This window comes from Aurantiacibacter arachoides (assembly GCF_009827335.1).
Taxonomy (GTDB): Bacteria; Pseudomonadota; Alphaproteobacteria; order Sphingomonadales; family Sphingomonadaceae; genus Alteraurantiacibacter; species Alteraurantiacibacter arachoides.
Genome location: NZ_WTYH01000001.1, coordinates 1,374,402 through 1,390,827, shown reverse-complemented (window position 1 = coordinate 1,390,827; position 16,426 = coordinate 1,374,402). Strand labels below are relative to the sequence as shown.

Annotated in this window: 15 protein-coding genes and 2 tRNA genes; 3 read left to right on the top strand and 14 right to left on the bottom strand. The window is 65.5% G+C overall.

The annotated features are described in order from the left end of the window. Nucleotides 1-78: 78 nt before the first annotated feature. From GRI62_RS06780 to miaA, 12 genes are all read right to left on the bottom strand, one after another. Nucleotides 79-1,263, bottom strand: coding sequence for a sensor histidine kinase (locus tag GRI62_RS06780; RefSeq protein WP_131452598.1), 1,185 nt, complete (start codon nucleotides 1,261-1,263; stop codon nucleotides 79-81). A gap of 119 nt (nucleotides 1,264-1,382) precedes the next feature. Further along, nucleotides 1,383-1,457, bottom strand: a tRNA-Glu gene (locus tag GRI62_RS06775). 23 nt (nucleotides 1,458-1,480) lie between these two features. Beyond that, nucleotides 1,481-1,555, bottom strand: a tRNA-Glu gene (locus GRI62_RS06770). A gap of 71 nt (nucleotides 1,556-1,626) precedes the next feature. Next, a complete protein-coding gene (recJ, locus tag GRI62_RS06765) occupies nucleotides 1,627-3,411 on the bottom strand; it encodes a single-stranded-DNA-specific exonuclease RecJ (protein WP_131452597.1) in 1,785 nt (594 codons plus the stop codon). 71 nt (nucleotides 3,412-3,482) lie between these two features. Next, nucleotides 3,483-5,201, bottom strand: coding sequence for a 2-isopropylmalate synthase (leuA, locus tag GRI62_RS06760; RefSeq protein WP_131452596.1), 1,719 nt, complete (start codon nucleotides 5,199-5,201; stop codon nucleotides 3,483-3,485). A 223-nt stretch (nucleotides 5,202-5,424) separates the two neighbouring features. Further along, complete coding sequence (locus tag GRI62_RS06755) at nucleotides 5,425-6,072, bottom strand: YceI family protein (RefSeq protein WP_131452595.1); 648 nt, start codon at nucleotides 6,070-6,072, stop codon at nucleotides 5,425-5,427. 63 nt (nucleotides 6,073-6,135) lie between these two features. Next, nucleotides 6,136-6,489, bottom strand: a complete 354-nt coding sequence (locus GRI62_RS06750; protein ID WP_131452594.1) for a DUF2200 domain-containing protein — start codon at nucleotides 6,487-6,489, stop codon at nucleotides 6,136-6,138. A gap of 89 nt (nucleotides 6,490-6,578) precedes the next feature. Beyond that, nucleotides 6,579-7,598 carry a ketol-acid reductoisomerase gene (ilvC, locus tag GRI62_RS06745; RefSeq protein ID WP_131452593.1) on the bottom strand — a complete coding sequence of 340 codons (1,020 nt, stop codon included), beginning with the start codon at nucleotides 7,596-7,598 and terminating at the stop codon, nucleotides 6,579-6,581. Nucleotides 7,599-7,623: 25 nt separating this feature from the next. After that, nucleotides 7,624-8,019 carry a hypothetical protein gene (locus GRI62_RS06740; RefSeq protein ID WP_131452592.1) on the bottom strand — a complete coding sequence of 132 codons (396 nt, stop codon included), beginning with the start codon at nucleotides 8,017-8,019 and terminating at the stop codon, nucleotides 7,624-7,626. Nucleotides 8,020-8,033: 14 nt separating this feature from the next. Next, nucleotides 8,034-8,549, bottom strand: a complete 516-nt coding sequence (ilvN, locus tag GRI62_RS06735) for an acetolactate synthase small subunit (RefSeq protein ID WP_131452591.1) — start codon at nucleotides 8,547-8,549, stop codon at nucleotides 8,034-8,036. Between the two features lie 4 nt (nucleotides 8,550-8,553). Continuing rightward, the gene (gene ilvB / locus GRI62_RS06730; protein WP_131452590.1) at nucleotides 8,554-10,296 is read right to left on the bottom strand and encodes a biosynthetic-type acetolactate synthase large subunit; all 1,743 of its coding nucleotides are present in this window, start codon (nucleotides 10,294-10,296) and stop codon (nucleotides 8,554-8,556) included. A gap of 129 nt (nucleotides 10,297-10,425) precedes the next feature. Continuing rightward, nucleotides 10,426-11,376 carry a tRNA (adenosine(37)-N6)-dimethylallyltransferase MiaA gene (gene miaA, locus GRI62_RS06725; RefSeq protein ID WP_131452589.1) on the bottom strand — a complete coding sequence of 317 codons (951 nt, stop codon included), beginning with the start codon at nucleotides 11,374-11,376 and terminating at the stop codon, nucleotides 10,426-10,428. Here miaA and serB point away from each other — a divergent pair. After that, nucleotides 11,369-12,250 carry a phosphoserine phosphatase SerB gene (gene serB, locus GRI62_RS06720; RefSeq protein ID WP_234027383.1) on the top strand — a complete coding sequence of 294 codons (882 nt, stop codon included), beginning with the start codon at nucleotides 11,369-11,371 and terminating at the stop codon, nucleotides 12,248-12,250. The two genes, miaA and serB, sit on opposite strands and share 8 nt — an antisense overlap. 93 nt (nucleotides 12,251-12,343) lie before the next feature. Here the strand turns inward: serB and GRI62_RS06715 are convergent, their stop codons facing one another. Further along, entirely contained in the window at nucleotides 12,344-12,487 is a 144-nt protein-coding gene (locus GRI62_RS06715) for a hypothetical protein (protein ID WP_160731833.1), read from the bottom strand. A gap of 391 nt (nucleotides 12,488-12,878) precedes the next feature. After that, nucleotides 12,879-15,128 (bottom strand): phosphoribosylformylglycinamidine synthase subunit PurL, encoded by a 2,250-nt coding sequence (gene purL / locus GRI62_RS06710; protein ID WP_131452588.1) that lies wholly within the window; start codon nucleotides 15,126-15,128, stop codon nucleotides 12,879-12,881. A 119-nt stretch (nucleotides 15,129-15,247) separates the two neighbouring features. Here purL and GRI62_RS06705 point away from each other — a divergent pair, with 119 nt between their 5' ends. After that, nucleotides 15,248-15,508, top strand: coding sequence for an exodeoxyribonuclease VII small subunit (locus tag GRI62_RS06705; protein ID WP_131452587.1), 261 nt, complete (start codon nucleotides 15,248-15,250; stop codon nucleotides 15,506-15,508). Nucleotides 15,509-15,512: 4 nt separating this feature from the next. Continuing rightward, nucleotides 15,513-16,424 (top strand): polyprenyl synthetase family protein, encoded by a 912-nt coding sequence (locus GRI62_RS06700; protein ID WP_131452586.1) that lies wholly within the window; start codon nucleotides 15,513-15,515, stop codon nucleotides 16,422-16,424. Nucleotides 16,425-16,426 lie beyond the last annotated feature (2 nt).

Here is a 16,426-nt window from a genome sequence, read left to right as displayed (position 1 = left end):
CCTAGTTTCGTGACATTACACTTATGTGACAGTTCGCCAATCGCCTGTGGACACAGGCTTGCTGCAAACCATGGACGATCAGGCGTCAGCGGCGAGGGGGAGGCGCACTGTAACCGTCGTGCCTTCGCCGCGCTGGCTTTCGATATCGAGGCGGCCGCGATGCCGTTCCACGATATGCTTGACGATGGCGAGGCCCAGGCCCGTCCCGCCGGCAGCCCGGCTGCGCCCCGGATCGGTGCGGTAAAAGCGGCGCGTGAGATGCGGCAGGTGGTCCGGATCGATCCCGTCGCCGCGATCGACGACTTGCAGCACCGCCATGTCCCGGTCGCCGCGATCGAGCGAAACGGTGACAGGCGATTCCGGCGTGCCGTACTTCAGCGCATTGTCGACGAGATTGCGCACGAGTTGTTCGAGCTGGTTGGAATCGCCGCGGACCGGGACCGGTCCCGAAACAACGGCGAATTCGATTCGCGGCATGTTGTCGATCCCCGCCGCATCGCGCGCGGAACTGCGCACCACCTGGGCCAAGTCGATCGCCTCGCGCGGCTGGTCGTGCTTCTCGGCCTCCACGCGGCTGAGGGAAAGGAGATCGGCGATCAGGCTCTGCAGACGCCGCGCCTCGCGCAACACGGTAGAGCGAAACCGACGGGCGAGCGCGGGGTCGATGTCCTCGCCCTCATCCTCCAGCGTTTCGAGATAGCCGATGATGCTGGACAGCGGCGTGCGCAGTTCATGGCTGGCATTGGCGACGAAATCGGTGTGCGCGCGGCTGACGTCGGCTTCGGAAGTACGGTTGATGAGCTCGACAAGGCGATACCGAGTGTTGATCGGTTGCACGCTCATCTGCCAGTTGCTGCGCGGCCCGGTGAGGCCCTGCACGGTAACTGCGCCGCCGCGTTCGCGCCCCAACAGGTCGATCGCCGCGGGGTGGCGCAGGGCGACGCGCGCATCCTGCCCCGTCACGTGCTGGCCGATCTCCCGCCGCGCCTCCGCATTGGCGACGATGATGCGTTCACCATCCAGCAGCAGCATGGGCAGGCCGGATTTCTCGATCAGGTCGCGCACGCCCGATTGCGAGATCGTCAGCCCGTCGCTGGCGGCGGGCGGCGGGGCGGCGGGGGGCGGGACGGCGAGCCAGAACGAGCCGATCCAGACCGTAAGCACACCTGCGACAACCCACAGGTCGACGCCGTTGGCCAGCAGCACGCCGCAGCACAGCAGGGCCAGCACGATGCCGGCGACGGGAACGAAGCGTGCGTCCATCGGGCGAAGGCTTAGCCACACATTTGTGACAATTGGAATGGTGGAGCGGAATTTTTGCCGGGAGGCGATCCTGCCGGCGAACCGAGGTAGATCCGGGCAGCGATCAGACCCGCTCACCGTGGTGACCCCTACGGGAATCGAACCCGTGTTTCAGCCGTGAGAGGGCCGCGTCCTAACCGCTAGACGAAGGGGCCATCCGCGTGGCTCTGGCATCGCGTGGTGACCCCTACGGGAATCGAACCCGTGTTTCAGCCGTGAAAGGGCCGCGTCCTAACCGCTAGACGAAGGGGCCATCTGCGATGCGAGCGGCGCACTTAGGTGGGTGCGCGATGCAGGTCAAGTGGGCAAGCGAGCGTGAGGCCATCAATCCGCCCAGGCGGCATCCTCCAGGTGCAGTTCTGCGGCGGGGCGATTGCCCCAGTCGTCGATCTTGACGCGGCCTGCCAGCCACAGGCGGCGCCCGCTTGCGCCGTGGAGCAGGGCCTGGCCCATGTCGCTTTCCGCGGCGCGAAACGCGATGGCCTTGAAGCTGCCGCCGTCCTTGCCCGCAGCGATGACGCGCAGGTGATCGTTGCCGACCACGTCCGCCTTCACCAGATGCACCGGCCCCACGGCAACGCGCGGTCCGGGCCAGCCGACGCCGTAGGGTCCGGCACTGTCGAGGGCCTCGACCAGCTCGGGCGTCAGGCCGCCGGGTGCGATGGACAGATCGAGCAGCATTTCCTGCGATTCCGACGCGCGCGCCACCGGTCCCGCCAGCCGCTCGTCGAGCCATTGGGTAAACGCGTCGAGCTTGTCGGCCTTTATCGTCATCCCTGCCGCCATGGCGTGCCCGCCGCCCTTGACCAGCAGGCCGCTTTCGCTTGCGCCGATGATTGCTGCGCCAAGGTCCACCCCGGAGATCGATCGGGCGGAACCCTTGCCTTCGCCGGTCTCGGCATCGAGGGCAATGACCACGGCAGGCTTGCCGGTCTTTTCCTTGATGCGACCGGCCACGATGCCAATCACGCCAGGATGCCAGCCCAGACCGGCGCAGACAATCACGCTGCGGTTGTGCTGGGCGGCAACCTGTTCCTCGGCCTCTTCCTGCACCATCGCCTCTATCGCGCGCCGCTCGTCGTTGAGACGGCTGAGCGTTTCGGCGATGGCGCGCGCTTCGTCGGGATCGTCGGTGGTCAGCAGGCGCACGCCCAGCGTCGCCTCGCCCACCCGTCCGCCGGCATTGATGCGCGGGCCCAGGGCAAAGCCGCAGTCGCTGGCCTTGGGCGCGGCCTTCAACCGGCTTGCGTCGATCAGGGCCGCCATGCCGGTGTTGGCCCGGCGCGCCATGACCTTGAGCCCTTGCGCGACGAAGGCGCGGTTCAGCCCGCGAATTGCCGCAACGTCCGCCACCGTGCCCAATGCCACCAGATCAAGGAGAGCAAACAGGTCCGGCTCCGCACGAGTCGAATCGAAATAACCGCGCTGGCGCAACGTGCGAACCACGGCCACCGCCACCAGGAACGCGACGCCGACTGCCGCGAGATGGCCGTGGCCGGCTGCAAGGTCGCTTTCGTCCAGCCGGTTGGGGTTGACCAGCGCATAGGTCCGGGGAAGCTCGGGAGAACACTTGTGGTGATCCACAACGATCACGTCGATCCCGGCATCGTGCGCCATCCCCAGCGCCTCGTGCGCCATGGCCCCGCAGTCGACGGTGACAATCAGGCTGGACCCCTGTTCACCGATGGTGAGCAGCGCCGACCCGCTTGGGCCGTACCCTTCGAGCAGGCGATCGGGGATGTAATGCCGGGCGTCGTGACCGAGCATCCGCAGGAGGCGGATGATCAGCGCTGCGCTGGTCGCCCCGTCGACGTCGTAATCGCCATAGACGGTGACGGGCTCACGCGTGATGACGGCCTCGGCAATCCGCTCGGCGGCGCGGTCCATGTCCTGAAAGGCGCTGGGATCGGGCAGGAACCCGCGCAGGGCCGGGTTGCGGTGCAAGTCCAGATCACCCCGCGCAACGCCGCGAGACAGCAGGAGCTGGGTCGCGATGTCCGAGTCCAGTCCCGGACCCTGCGCACCAAAGTCCATGTTCCCGCCGCGCCAGCGCCATGATTTCCCGGACAGCGAGCGGGAAATACCCAAAACATTGCCAATCGCGTCCATTCCCGACGCCTATACGTTTGCGCGGGTTTGGAAAAGCATGCGGCGATGGCTCTCTACAGGCACAACGCCCATCAAGTTGCCGTCTCCCCGCTCCCGGCCGGGCTGAGATCCAATCCACGGGACGCGCTGTTCGCAGCGGACAACAGCGCGCGCACGCCGGCAGTGGCCACGTCCTCGTCCACGCCCACGCCCCATCCGCCGGTGCCGTCGGGCAGGGCCCATTCGATGTAGGCCGCCGCCCGCGCATCGACGCCGCTGCCCAGCGCGTGCTCCGAATAATCGACGACCTCGAAATCGAGGCCATAGGTATCGCGGATCGTCGCGAGGACAGAGGATATAAGCCCGTTGCCGCGCCCCGAAACGCGCTGTTCTTCGCCCTGGTGGCGGATCGTGCCGGTAAATACGCGGTCGCCCTGCGTGGTTCGGCTTTCGTCGTAATCGACGAGGGCGAACCGCCGTGCCTCATCCTCGAGGTAGTAGGCGTGGCGGAAACAGTTCCAGATATCGGCGGCGTTCAATTCGCGTCCCAGATCGTCGGCCATCGCCTGCACATGGCGGCTGAAATGCGCCTGCATCCGCTTGGGCAGGCGCAACCCCTGGTCCTGTTGCAGCACCCATGCAAAGCCGCCCTTGCCGCTTTGCGAATTGACGCGGATGACCGCCTCGTAACTGCGGCCAAGATCGGCCGGGTCGATCGGCAGATAGGGCACCCGCCACTGCGGATCGTTCTGCACCTCGTTCGCTTCGAACCCCTTCTTGATGGCATCCTGGTGGCTGCCGGAAAAGGCGGTGAACACCAGCTCGCCGCCATAGGGGTGGCGTTGGTGAACGGGCAATTCGTTGCAGTATTCGACCGTTTCGATGACCCGGTCGATGTCCGAGAAGTCGAGGCCGGGGTCGATCCCCTGCGTGTACAGGTTGAGCGCCAGGGTCACCAGGCAGCAGTTGCCGGTGCGCTCGCCATTGCCGAACAGGCAGCCTTCTACCCGGTCAGCGCCCGCCATCATGCCCAGTTCCGCGGCGGCAACGCCGGTCCCGCGATCGTTATGGGTGTGGAGGCTGATGACCGCCGCTTCCCGGTTCGGCAGGTTGCGGCAGAAATACTCGATCTGGTCGGCATAGACGTTGGGCGTCGATGCCTCGACCGTGGCGGGCAGGTTGAGGATGATCGGCCATTCCGCGCTCGGCCCTACGACCTGCATCACCGCCTCGCACACCTCGAGGCTGAAATCGAGCTCGGCGGTTGAGAAGGTCTCGGGCGAATACTGGAAGTGCCATTTCGTGCCGGGCCGCTTCGCCGCCTCGTCCACCAACAGGCGCGCGCCGTCGATTGCGATCTGCTTCACCTCGGCCCGGGTCATGCGGAAGACGATGTCGCGCCAGGCCGGGCTGACGGCGTTATAGAGATGCACGATGGCTTCGCGGGCGCCCTCGAGGCTTTCGAAGCTGCGCTTGATCAGGTCCGCGCGCGACTGGGTGAGGACCTGCACCACCACGTCGTCAGGCACCCGGCCCGACTGGACGAGCCAGCTGATGAAATCGAACTCGGTCTCGCCCGCGGCGGGGAAACCGACCTCGATTTCCTTCACGCCGATGTCCACCAGCAGATCGAAGAAGCGGTTTTTCTTCGCCCGGTCCATCGGGTCGATAATCGACTGGTTGCCATCGCGAAGGTCGGTGGAAAGCCACCGCGGCGGGGCGGTGAGCGTGCGGCTCGGCCACTGGCGATCTGGCAGGTTCACCTGCGGAAAGGGGCGATACTTGGCGCTCGGGTCACGGAGCATGGACATGGTGCTGGTTCTTCGACTTGGGGCCGCCTGGCGGCGTTTCGCGTGAAGGGCCCTTAAGCGCACGCCTGCACAGGGCGCAGGGGGAGGGTTGCGCGCCTAAGGGCGCGTTAGTCGAAGTAGCAGATCGGTGCGCGATGCCATGCTCATGAGGCGGAAGCTACAGGCAACCGGCAAAGATGGTCAATACCGGACACACCGCCGCGGGCGCGCCCGGTGACAACATCTACTTCTCGAACGCGGCGGTAATGTTGAGCTTCACCTCGTCGCCGAGGCCGAACTGGGTGCCCCAGCCAAGGCCCCATTGCGAGCGCACGATGATGGCCGTGCCGTGGAAGCCGAGCGTGTCCTTCTGGTTCATGCCGTTGGTGCCCGCGCCCGAAAGGCCGGCGGTGATCTCCACCGGATGGGTCTGCCCGTTGAACGTGAGGTTGCCGATGATGTGCGCCTGGTTGTCGCCCATCGGGTGAACTGCGGTGGAGACGAAACGCGCCGGCTCCGGGCTTGGGCCAAAGAAATCCGGCGCCGCGCCATCGGCACCGGCGCGCAGCAGGTGTTGGGCAAGGCCGGCGCTGGCAACGGTGGGCGTATCGAGCGGGATGGTGATGTCGACGCTGGTGTTGGCCATGTTCTCGGCATCGAGCATCAGGGTGCCGGTAACGTTGCCGTAGATGCCGAAGTAGTCGTTGAAGCCGAGGTGGTCGAGGCTCCAGCCGACCAGCGTGTGGTTCGGATCTGTGGTGTAGGTGCCCGAGGTGACAGTGATTTCCTGCGCTTCGGGACCAGCCTGCGCATGGATCGGCGCGGTGGTGACCGCGACCGCGGCAGCGGCTATGGTGACCGAGGCGGCGGCGGCGAGAACGAGTTTGCGCATCTTGGGTCTCCGGAGCAGGGTGCACCGGCAATCTGCCGCGCGGCCATGACAATGTCCACCGCCTTACGCCCGGCGCAGGATTTTCTCCATTGCTCGGCCCTTGGCGAGTTCATCGACAAGCTTGTCGAGCACGCGGATCTCTCGCATCAGCGGGTCGTTCACCGCTTCCACCTGCACGCCGCAAACCCTGCCGGTGACGAGCATGCGATCCGGGTTCATCGCCGGCGCCTGTGCGTAAAAGGCCGTGAAATCGCGACCATCGGCCAGGGCCGCCGCCAACCCGGCCTCCTCGTATCCGGTTTGCCAGCGGATTATCGCGTCCACCTCCTGGCGCGTGCGGCCCTTGCGCTCCGCCTTGGCAACGTAGGCGGGGTAGACCTTGGCAAAGGGCATGGCGAAGATGCGATGCCCCGCCACCGATTCAGTCGCAGACTGCCGGGACGGTTATCTTGGACGCCGGAATGCGGTTCATCATTGGTTCTCCCACCGCCGCGAGTTTGCCGTGGCTAGTTCCGTTCCTTGTCGACCAGCTTGTTCGCCCCGATCCACGGCATCATCGCGCGCAGCTGCGCGCCCGTCTGCTCGATCGGATGCGCCTCCGCACGCTTGCGCGCGGCCTTGAGTTCGGGCTGCCCGGCGCGATTGTCGAGGACGAAGTTCTTCACGAACCGGCCTGACTGGATGTCATCCAGAACCCGCCGCATCTCCGCCTTGGTTTCCTCGGTGATGATCCGCGGGCCGGTGGTGATGTCGCCGTATTCCGCGGTGTTGCTGATCGAATAGCGCATGTTGGCGATGCCGCCTTCGTACAGCAGGTCGACGATCAGCTTGGTCTCGTGCAGGCACTCGAAATAGGCCATCTCGGGCGCATAGCCGGCCTCCACCAGCGTTTCGAACCCTGCCTGGATCAGGTGGGTGATGCCGCCGCACAGCACGGCCTGTTCGCCGAACAGATCAGTCTCGCACTCCTCGCGGAAATTGGTCTCGATCACGCCGCTGCGCCCGCCGCCCACCGCGCTGGCGTAGGCGAGGGCGACGTCGTGGGCGTTGCCGCTGGCATCCTGGTGAACCGCGATCAGGCATGGCACGCCGCCACCCCGCACATATTCGCTGCGCACGGTATGGCCCGGACCCTTGGGGGCGATCATGATCACGTCGATGTCGGGCCGCGGTTCGATCAGGCCGAAATGCACGTTCAGACCGTGGGCAAATGCCAGCGCGGCACCCGGCTTCATCCGACCTTTCAGGTCATCCTCCCAGATCGCCGCCTGGTGCTCGTCAGGGGCGAGGATCATGAGAATATCGGCAATACCGGCCGCTTCCTCGTTCGACACGACGGTGAACCCGGCAGCCTCAGCCTTTCTTGCCGTAGCGGACCCGTCCTTCAGGGCGATCCTTACGTCCTTCACGCCAGAATCGCGCAGGTTCTGCGCATGGGCGTGCCCCTGGCTGCCGTAACCCAGCACCACCACCGTCTTGTCGGTGACGAGGTTCAGGTCGGCATCGGCGTCGTAATATACTTTCATCGTGTTCCCTGTCTGGATCGGTGAGTTAGACGGTGGGGGCGCTCGCCATCACGGCGAGGCAGGCGAGCAGTCCGACAATGGCGATCGGCGCGCCTGAAACGTGGCGCCCCTTCGTCCAGCCGAGGTCGAACAGGCCAAAGGCGAGATGGCCGATGCCGATGGCCAGCACCAGCCACGAGGCGGTAATCTCTCCATAGGCGGCCAGCGCGAGCACTGCCGCCGCAACTAGCCAGAGGGCGCTGGTCCAGTGCCATGCAAGGCGGGTGACCTTCGCGTAGACCGGATTGGCCAGCACACCGGTGTTTTCCGCCAGCAGCGGGCGGATCAGGCTGCGCTCTCCGACAACCGAATGGGCCACGGCCAGAATGGCGGCGAGGGCGGCCGCCCACAGCATGGCGAAAACGGGGTTCACGAAATCCATCGGTTCAAGCTCCTTCAGGCCCCTTCGGGACCGCGCATCATGCCGACGATTCCCGTGCGGCCCACCTCGACCAAGCCGATTTCACGCATCAAGGCAATGAAGCTGTCGATCTTGTCCGGCGGCCCGGTGAGTTCAAAGATGAAACTGGTTGTCGTGGTGTCCACCGGCCGCGCGCGAAACACGTCCGCCAGCCGCAGCGCCTCGACCCGGTGCTCGCCGGTGCCGACGACCTTGATCAGGGCCAGCTCGCGCTCGACGTGCGGGCCGGCCTCGGTAAGGTCCACGACCTTGTGAACCGGCACCAGCCGCTCCAGCTGCGCCATGATCTGGTCGATCACCGGCGGGGGGCCGTTGGTGACCACGGTAATGCGGCTGAGCGCGTGATCCTCCGAAATGTCGGCCACGGTCAGGCTGTCGATGTTGTAGCCGCGCGCGGTGAACAGGCCGGCGATCTTGGCGAGGATGCCTGCCTCGTTGTCAACGGTGACGGCGAGGACGTGCCGCTCGGATTCGCGATGCTGGATTTTCATGGGTCTACACCAGTGCCTTGGCTTCGTCGGCCATCGTACCTGCTACCAGGTCGCCATACAGCAGCATGTCGGTATGCGCCGCGCCGCTGGGGATCATTGGAAAGCAGTTGGCGTCCTTCGACACCTGACAATCCACCATCACCGGTCCGTCGTGCGCCAGCATCGCCTGGATCCCGGCATCGAGCCCGGCCTCTTCGGTGATGCGGATGCCCTTCCAGCCGTAAGCCTCCGCCAGCTTCACGAAATCTGGCAAGGAATCGCTGTAACTGTTTGAATAGCGGCTTTCATAGGTCAGTTCCTGCCACTGGCGGACCATACCCATGTATTCGTTGTTGAGGATGAACACCTTCACCGGCAGGCGGAACTGGCTGGCGGTGCCCAATTCCTGAATGTTCATCTGGATGCTCGCTTCGCCGGCGATATCGATGACGAGGTCATCGGGGTTGCCGAGCTGCGCACCGATGGCGGCGGGCAGGCCATAGCCCATGGTGCCAAGGCCCCCGCTCGTCAGCCACTTGTTCGGGCCCGTGAAGCCGAAATACTGCGCCGCCCACATCTGGTGCTGGCCAACCTCGGTGGTGATGATCGGATCGCGATCGCGGGTGAGGGCATAAAGCCGCTCCACCGCGTGCTGGGGCATGATCTCCGATTTGCCGGGCGGATAGCCGAGGCTGTCCCGCGCCCGCCAGCCAGCGATACGCGCCTTCCATTCGCCGAGGTCGCGGCCCTGGCGAGCTCCCCATTCGCCCAGCAATTGCTCAAGCACGGCGGCACAATCGCCCACGATGCCCAGATCGACCGGGACGATCTTGTTGATACTGGACCTGTCGATGTCGATGTGGATCTTCTTCGACGCAGGCGAGAACGCGTCCAGCCGGCCGGTGACCCGATCATCGAACCGCGCACCCAGGCAAACCATCACGTCACACTGGTTCATCGCCATGTTGGCTTCGAAGGTGCCGTGCATTCCCAGCATCCCGAGCCAGTCCGGATCATCGGCAGGAAAGGCACCCAGGCCCATCAGCGTGCTCGTGGCCGGAGCCCCCGTCAAGGCCTGGAACTGGCGCAGCAGCTCGCTGGCGCGCGGACCAGCGTTGATCACGCCCCCGCCGGTGTAGAACACCGGGCGTTCTGCCGTTGCTATCATCGCGACGGCCTTGGCAATTTCGTCCGGCGTGGCCTGCGTGCGCGGGGCGTAGCGCCTGCGCCGCGGTGCCGGCCCGTCGGCCATCATGGCGGTGGCGATCTGCACGTTCTTCGGCACATCGACCACGACCGGTCCGGGACGACCTGTCGTGGCAATTTCAAAGGCTTCCTCGATAGTTGCGGCGAGGTCTTCCGGATCCTTCACAAGGTAATTGTGCTTGGAGCAATGACGTGTGAGCCCGATCGTGTCGGCTTCCTGGAAGGCGTCTGTGCCGATCATATTGGTGGGCACCTGACCGGTGATCACGACCAGGGGAATCGAATCGAGAAACGCGTCGGCAATCCCGGTGATGGCGTTGGTTGCCCCCGGTCCGCTGGTGACGAGAACGACGCCAGGCTTGCCGGTGGAGCGGGCATAGCCTTCCGCGGCATGGGCCGCACCGGCCTCGTGCCGCACGAGGATGTGGCGAATGCGGTCGTCTCCGAACAGCTCGTCGTAGATCGGCAGGACTGCGCCGCCGGGATAGCCGAACACGAATTCGACGCCCTGTCGCACCAGGCTTTCGACGAGGATCGCGGCGCCGCTGCGCTCGGTGGTCACGAGGATGCTCCTTTTGTCGATCTCGTTCGGGCGAGGCGGAAACGAGGGGCCCGGCAAGATCGCTCTCGCCGGGCCTGACTGTGGTGTCTCGATGCGTCACCTAAGAATTATAAAATAACCTGTCAACCGCTATCTCGGCAACAATATTTCAAGAACGTGCTCGAGGGCGGCATCTTGCTCTTCGTGTCGCAACCAACCCGCTGGTAACTGGTGCCGCAGCCACGTGAACTGCCGCTTGGCATAGTTGCGGGTGGCCTGCTGACCGCGCGTCACGGCCTGCTCCAGCGGCCAGTCGCCGCGCAGGTAGCCGGCAATCTCCGGCACCCCGATCGCCCGCATTACCGGCAGTGTCGGGTCGAGCTGGCGAGCGAGCAATGCCTCCACCTCCGCCACAGCGCCGCCATCGACCATCGCCGCGAATCGCGCGTCGCACTGGGCGAACAGCGTCGCCCGGTCTGGAAGCAGCACCAGCGGGGCGAGGGAGACGGCGTCGCCGATCCCGCCCACCTTGTGGCGCTGCCAGTGGTCGAGAGTCTGGCCGGTCGAGCGCACCACCTCCAATGCCCGCGTGATGCGTTGGCTGTCGGCGGGGGCGAGTTTCGCGGCGCGGTCCGGATCAGCCGCCCGGAGGGCTGCGAAGGCTTCGCCCAGTTCCATGGCGCGCACCTCTGCGCGCACGCCGGGATCGATAGCGGGGACCGGCGCGATGCCATCCAGAAGCGTGCGAATGTAGAGCCCCGTCCCACCAACCAGGATGGGCACCGCGCCGGACTGGTGCGCATCCGCAATCTCCCGCCGGGCCGCAGCGGCCCAGTCCGCCGCCGAGCAGGCTTGTGCCCCGTCCCAGGTGCCGAACAGGCGATGCGGCACGCCTTTCATCTCGTCCTCGGACGGGCGCGCGCTCAGCACGTGCAGATTCGCATAGACCTGCGCGCTGTCGGCATTGATGACGATGGCGGGGCGCTGAAACCGATTGTGCAGCGCCAGCGCCAGCCGCACCGCCAGATCGCTCTTGCCGCTCGCGGTCGGCCCTGCGATGAGCGCCAACTCGTTGTCCTGAGGAGTGCCCGCCTTGCTCATCGCCCGCGTGATAGCAGACCCCGCCCAAGACGGTATAGGGCTGGAAAGGCGGCTGGATGCCTTTGCCGATGCGGTGGCCGGTGGACCGGTGCCGATGGCCCACGCAGCGATGCTCGATTTTTGCGGCGATGTGCTCCAGATCGAGAGCCCGGGCGACGACATGGCGGCCATGCGCGCGGCGCTGGACGCCCATTTTCCCGACAGCGACGGCCTGATCGCCCGCGACGAGATCCGCGTGCCCGACGTGTTCGTCTCGGACATGGATTCGACGATTATTCGGCAGGAATGTATCGACGAACTGGCCGATTATGCGGGCTTGCGGGATGCGGTTTCTGCCATCACCGAGCGCGCGATGCGTGGCGAGCTGGATTTCGCCAGCGCCTTGCGTGAGCGGGTCGCTCTTCTTGCCGGGCTTGCCGACGATACGATAGATCGGTGTTTGCGAGAACGCATCCAGCCAACCGAAGGCGCCCGCGCCCTGATCGATACACTGGCGCGCAACGGATGCCGAACGGTGCTGGTCACAGGCGGCTTCCACCACTTCGCCGATCCGATCGCAGAACAACTCGGGTTTGATCGGGTGGTGGCAAACCGGCTCGAAGTTGTGGGCGGGCGTTTGACCGGTCGCCTGGTGGGGGCGATCACCGATAGCCTGGCGAAGAAACAGGTTCTGGAAGAGGAGCTTGCCAAGAAAGGCGCAACCGCAATTGCAATGGCTGCTGGTGACGGGGCAAACGATGTGCCGATGTTGGAGGCCGCTACTTACGGTTTGGCCTATCACGCAAAACCGCAAGCCCGTGCCGCCGCCAACGGCTGGATCGATCGCGGTGACCTGAGCGCGATCCTCAAGCTTCTCGATCTGCCGAACATATGAAAACGGCGGCCCGATTTCTCGGCCCGCCGTTTCGATATCAGCAGTCGGAAAATTCCCACGCCGCGCGTAGCGATTTTCCGCCAACCAGTCCGATCAGGACGTGGAGTAGATAAAGCCTGCGCCGCCATCCAAGGTGAGGCCTGCCGCCACGGTGGAACAGATGTCACCAGCACCAGCGTCGGCATCGATGACTACCGGGGTGGTCCAGGCGAGGCGGGTGGTGTCGTTCTCGATCATTGCAAAACTCCTTAACTGGGTGGTCGGTAGCAAAAACGGCACTAACCGTCCGAATAAATCACGGTCATATTCACTTAGATGGCCGCTCAAACGTGAGCAACCCTTTAGATTCAACTTCATGCGACTGGTGCCGACTCGCCACACATCCGCGCGGACTTTGATTGTCGGAAGACTGGGCACCGTCGCCAAAAATGCGTAACGACCATCGCTGCTTTGTCGTTCCGCGCAAGTCGCCAGATATTTTGCACTAGGCCCATCGGCGTTACGGTCGCATATACGCGCCTCGCGTTACACGTCCTAATAAAGGGGGAAGGCAGCGCAGTGGCGACGCTTCCTAACTTCCCGCCGGTCTCCGCCCTCGATGGTCCCGGCTTTACCTTGCGCGACCGTATCAGGGCTTCATCCACCCGGCAAAGAAACTGCGGTGCGCTGCCTTGAGGTCCGCTACGCTCTGACCGAGCAGTGTGGTGCCGCCGGTTATGCCAATGCGAGTGAAACCGACAGCGGCGGTCTCGTCGTTCTCGGTGCCCCTGGCGAGTGCCGTGTTGAAGGCGTGGGTATCGGGCACGGTGATGACGTAGCGGCCCTGGTCCTCGCCGAACCACCACTGCGCGGCCGTGTAGTCGCTCTGCTTCTCGACGTCGGCACCGATGCCCGATGCCATGGCCATTTCGGCAAGCGCAACGGCGAGGCCGCCATCGGAAATGTCGTGCACGGCGGAGACGAGCCCGTCCGCAATCAGTTCGCGCACGATGCGACCCGCGGCCTTTTCCAGCGTGAGGTCGACCGGCGGAGCGCGGCCCTCGTCCCGGCCCATGATCTCCTTAAGCCACAGCGACTTGCCAAGGTGTGAGCGGTCCGGGTCGGGCACCGACCAGGCATCAGGCGCGACGAGGTAAATCGCCTCACCCGCAGCCTTGAACGGCATCGTCATCATCTGTGCATAGTCGTCGATAAGACCGACGCCGCCGATCGCCGGGGTGGGCAGGATGGCCGATCCGCCACCCGTCGCCTTGCTTTCGTTATAGAGGCTGACGTTGCCGCTCACGATCGGGAAGTCGAGATACTGGCACGCCTTGCCCATGCCGCGCAGCGCGTGGACAAGCTGGGCCATGATCTCGGGCCGCTGCGGGTTGGCAAAGTTGAGGCAGTTGGTCACGGCCAGCGGGCGGGCGCCCACTGCGCACAGGTTGCGATAGGCCTCGGCAATGGCCTGCTTTCCTCCCTCGTAGGGGTCGGCGAAGACGTAGCGCGGCGTGCAGTCCGTGCTGATCGCCAGAGCCTTCTTGGTGCCGTGGACGCGCACGACGCCCGCATCGCCGCCCGTCTGCAAGGTGTCCGCGCCTACCTGGCTGTCGTACTGCTCGAATATCCAGCTGCGGCTGCCGAGCGCCGGGCTGGCGAGCAGCTTCAGCAGGTCTGCGCCCGCGTCGGCCGTGTCAGGCCGATCGGTAAGGGGGGTAATGCCCGCCCACGCGGTGTAGTCCTCCATCGAGAGGTAGGGCCGATCGTAGAGCGGGGCGTCTGCCGCCAGCGGGCCAAGCGGAATGTCGCACACCACTTCGCCGCCGAATTCCAGCACCATGTGCCCGGTGTCGGTGACCTCGCCGATGACTGCGAAATCGAGTTCCCACTTGCGGAAGATCGCCTCGGCCATGGGTTCCTTGCCGGGCTTCAGCACCATGAGCATGCGCTCCTGGCTCTCGCTCAGCATCATCTCGTAGGGCGTCATGCCCTCCTCGCGGCAGGGCACCTCGTTCATGTCGAGTCGGATGCCGGCCTTGCCGTTGGTGGCCATCTCCACGCTGGAGCTGGTGAGGCCCGCCGCGCCCATGTCCTGAATGGCGACGATGGCATCGGTGGCCATCAGTTCCAGGCACGCCTCGATCAGCAGCTTTTCGGTGAACGGGTCGCCGACCTGCACCGTGGGGCGCTTGGCCTCGGCGTCTTCCTCGAAATCGGCGCTGGCCATGGTCGCGCCGTGGATGCCGTCGCGCCCGGTCCTGGAGCCGACATAGACGATGGGATTGCCCACGCCTGTCGCGGCCGAATAGAAGATCCGGTCCGCATCCGCCACGCCCACGGTCATCGCGTTGACGAGGATGTTGCCGTCGTATGCGGCATCGAAGTTCGTCTCTCCGCACACGGTCGGCACGCCTACGCAGTTGCCGTATCCGCCGATGCCGGCGACCACGCCCTGCACCAGGTGCTTCATCTTCGGGTGATCGGGTCGGCCGAACCGCAGCGCGTTGGCGTTGGCGACGGGCCGCGCGCCCATGGTGAACACGTCGCGCAGGATGCCGCCCACGCCCGTGGCGGCGCCCTGGTAGGGCTCGATGTAACTGGGGTGATTATGGCTTTCCATCTTGAAGATGGCGGCCAATTTCGTCCCGTCAGGCCCATCGCCGATGTCGATCACGCCGGCATTCTCGCCCGGTCCGCAGATGACCCACGGTGCTTCAGTCGGCAACTTCTTCAGATGCAGGCGGCTCGACTTGTAGCTGCAATGTTCGGACCACATGACCGAGAAGATGCCGAGCTCGACAAGGTTCGGCTCGCGACCCAGCGCGTGCAGCACGCGCGCGTATTCGTCTTCGGAAAGCCCGTGCTGGGCGACGACTTCGGGGGTGATCTGGGACATGGTTCGCGCTTTAGCGAGCGGGCGCAGGGGGCGCTAGCCCTGCACGCCGCGATTTCCCCCCGCCCCGGCGCTCACCCCCGGCTTGACCCTGCGCCCGCGCGCCGCCAATGCTTGGCACCATGGCAGAGGATACCACCGACATCGCCGCGATGAGCTTCGAAGATGCGCTGAAGGCGCTGGAAAAGGTCGTCCGCGATCTGGAGGGCGGGGAGGTTCCGCTCGACCAGTCCATCGCGCTGTACGAACGCGGCGAAAAATTGCGCGCCCATTGCCAGGCGCGGCTCGACGCGGCGCAGGCGCGGATCGAGAAGATCGTCGCCGGGCCGGACGGGCAGGGCGGCGTTCGCGCCACCGGCATAGCACCCTTCGACGCGGACTGACGCAATGGGCCTCGTGCTTGCCGACGACGTTCTGGGCCGCGGCTTGGCCCGTGTGCAGGGTGAGGTGGACGCCGCATTCGACGCGCTGCTCGAAGTGCCTGACGATACCCGCGCCACGCTGGTCGAGGCCATGCGTTATGCCGCCATCGGCGGGGGCAAGCGGGTGCGCCCGATGCTGCTGGTGACCGTGGCCGAAATGTATGGAGCCGAGCGCGATGCCGCCGTGCTGGCGGGCTGCGCGCTGGAGGCGATCCACGTCTACTCGCTGATCCACGACGACCTGCCGTGCATGGACGACGACGACACGCGCCACGGCAAGCCCACGCTGCACAAACAGTATGACGAGGCGATTGCCGTGCTCGCCGGCGATTCGCTGCACGCGCTGGCGTTCGAGATCCTCGCCAGCCAGCACGTCAGCACCGACCCGGTGATCCGCGCCGACCTCGTCCACGCGCTCGCCAGCGCCAGTGGCCACAACGGCATGGCCGGCGGCCAGGTTATGGACATCGCCGCCGAGAGTGCCGGCGCGGATTTCGACCTGCACACCGTCACTCGGCTCCAGCAACTCAAGACCGGCGCCTTGCTCGGCGCATCGGTGGAAATGGGTGCGATCCTCGCCCGCGTGCCGGAAGACCAGCGCGGCCACCTGCGCGCCTACGCCCGTGACATCGGCCTCGCCTTCCAGATCGCCGATGACCTGCTCGACGAAGAAGGGGACGAGGCGCTGGCCGGCAAGGCGCTGCGCAAGGACGCCGAGGCGGGCAAAGCCACCTTTGTCAGTCTGATGGGCGTGGAGGATGCCCGCGCGCAGGCCCATGCCCTGAGCGAACAGGCCATCGGCCACCTCGTGCAATATGGTGAGGAAGCCGACCTGCTGCGCGCGTTGGCGCGGTTCATCGTCGAGAGGGATCGGTGAGC

Excerpts from the sequence above, each read along its gene's own strand:
- GRI62_RS06780 (WP_131452598.1), bottom strand. The coding sequence starts at position 1,263 with ATGGACGCACGCTTCGTTCCCGTCGCCGGCATCGTGCTGGCCCTGCTG.
- recJ (WP_131452597.1), bottom strand. The coding sequence starts at position 3,411 with ATGGACGCGATTGGCAATGTTTTGGGTATTTCCCGCTCGCTGTCCGGG.
- leuA (WP_131452596.1), bottom strand. The coding sequence starts at position 5,201 with ATGTCCATGCTCCGTGACCCGAGCGCCAAGTATCGCCCCTTTCCGCAG.
- GRI62_RS06755 (WP_131452595.1), bottom strand. The coding sequence starts at position 6,072 with ATGCGCAAACTCGTTCTCGCCGCCGCCGCCTCGGTCACCATAGCCGCT.
- ilvC (WP_131452593.1), bottom strand. The coding sequence starts at position 7,598 with ATGAAAGTATATTACGACGCCGATGCCGACCTGAACCTCGTCACCGAC.
- GRI62_RS06740 (WP_131452592.1), bottom strand. The coding sequence starts at position 8,019 with ATGGATTTCGTGAACCCCGTTTTCGCCATGCTGTGGGCGGCCGCCCTC.
- ilvN (WP_131452591.1), bottom strand. The coding sequence starts at position 8,549 with ATGAAAATCCAGCATCGCGAATCCGAGCGGCACGTCCTCGCCGTCACC.
- miaA (WP_131452589.1), bottom strand. The coding sequence starts at position 11,376 with ATGAGCAAGGCGGGCACTCCTCAGGACAACGAGTTGGCGCTCATCGCA.
- GRI62_RS06715 (WP_160731833.1), bottom strand. The coding sequence starts at position 12,487 with ATGATCGAGAACGACACCACCCGCCTCGCCTGGACCACCCCGGTAGTC.
- purL (WP_131452588.1), bottom strand. The coding sequence starts at position 15,128 with ATGTCCCAGATCACCCCCGAAGTCGTCGCCCAGCACGGGCTTTCCGAA.
- GRI62_RS06705 (WP_131452587.1), top strand. The coding sequence starts at position 15,248 with ATGGCAGAGGATACCACCGACATCGCCGCGATGAGCTTCGAAGATGCG.
- GRI62_RS06700 (WP_131452586.1), top strand. The coding sequence starts at position 15,513 with ATGGGCCTCGTGCTTGCCGACGACGTTCTGGGCCGCGGCTTGGCCCGT.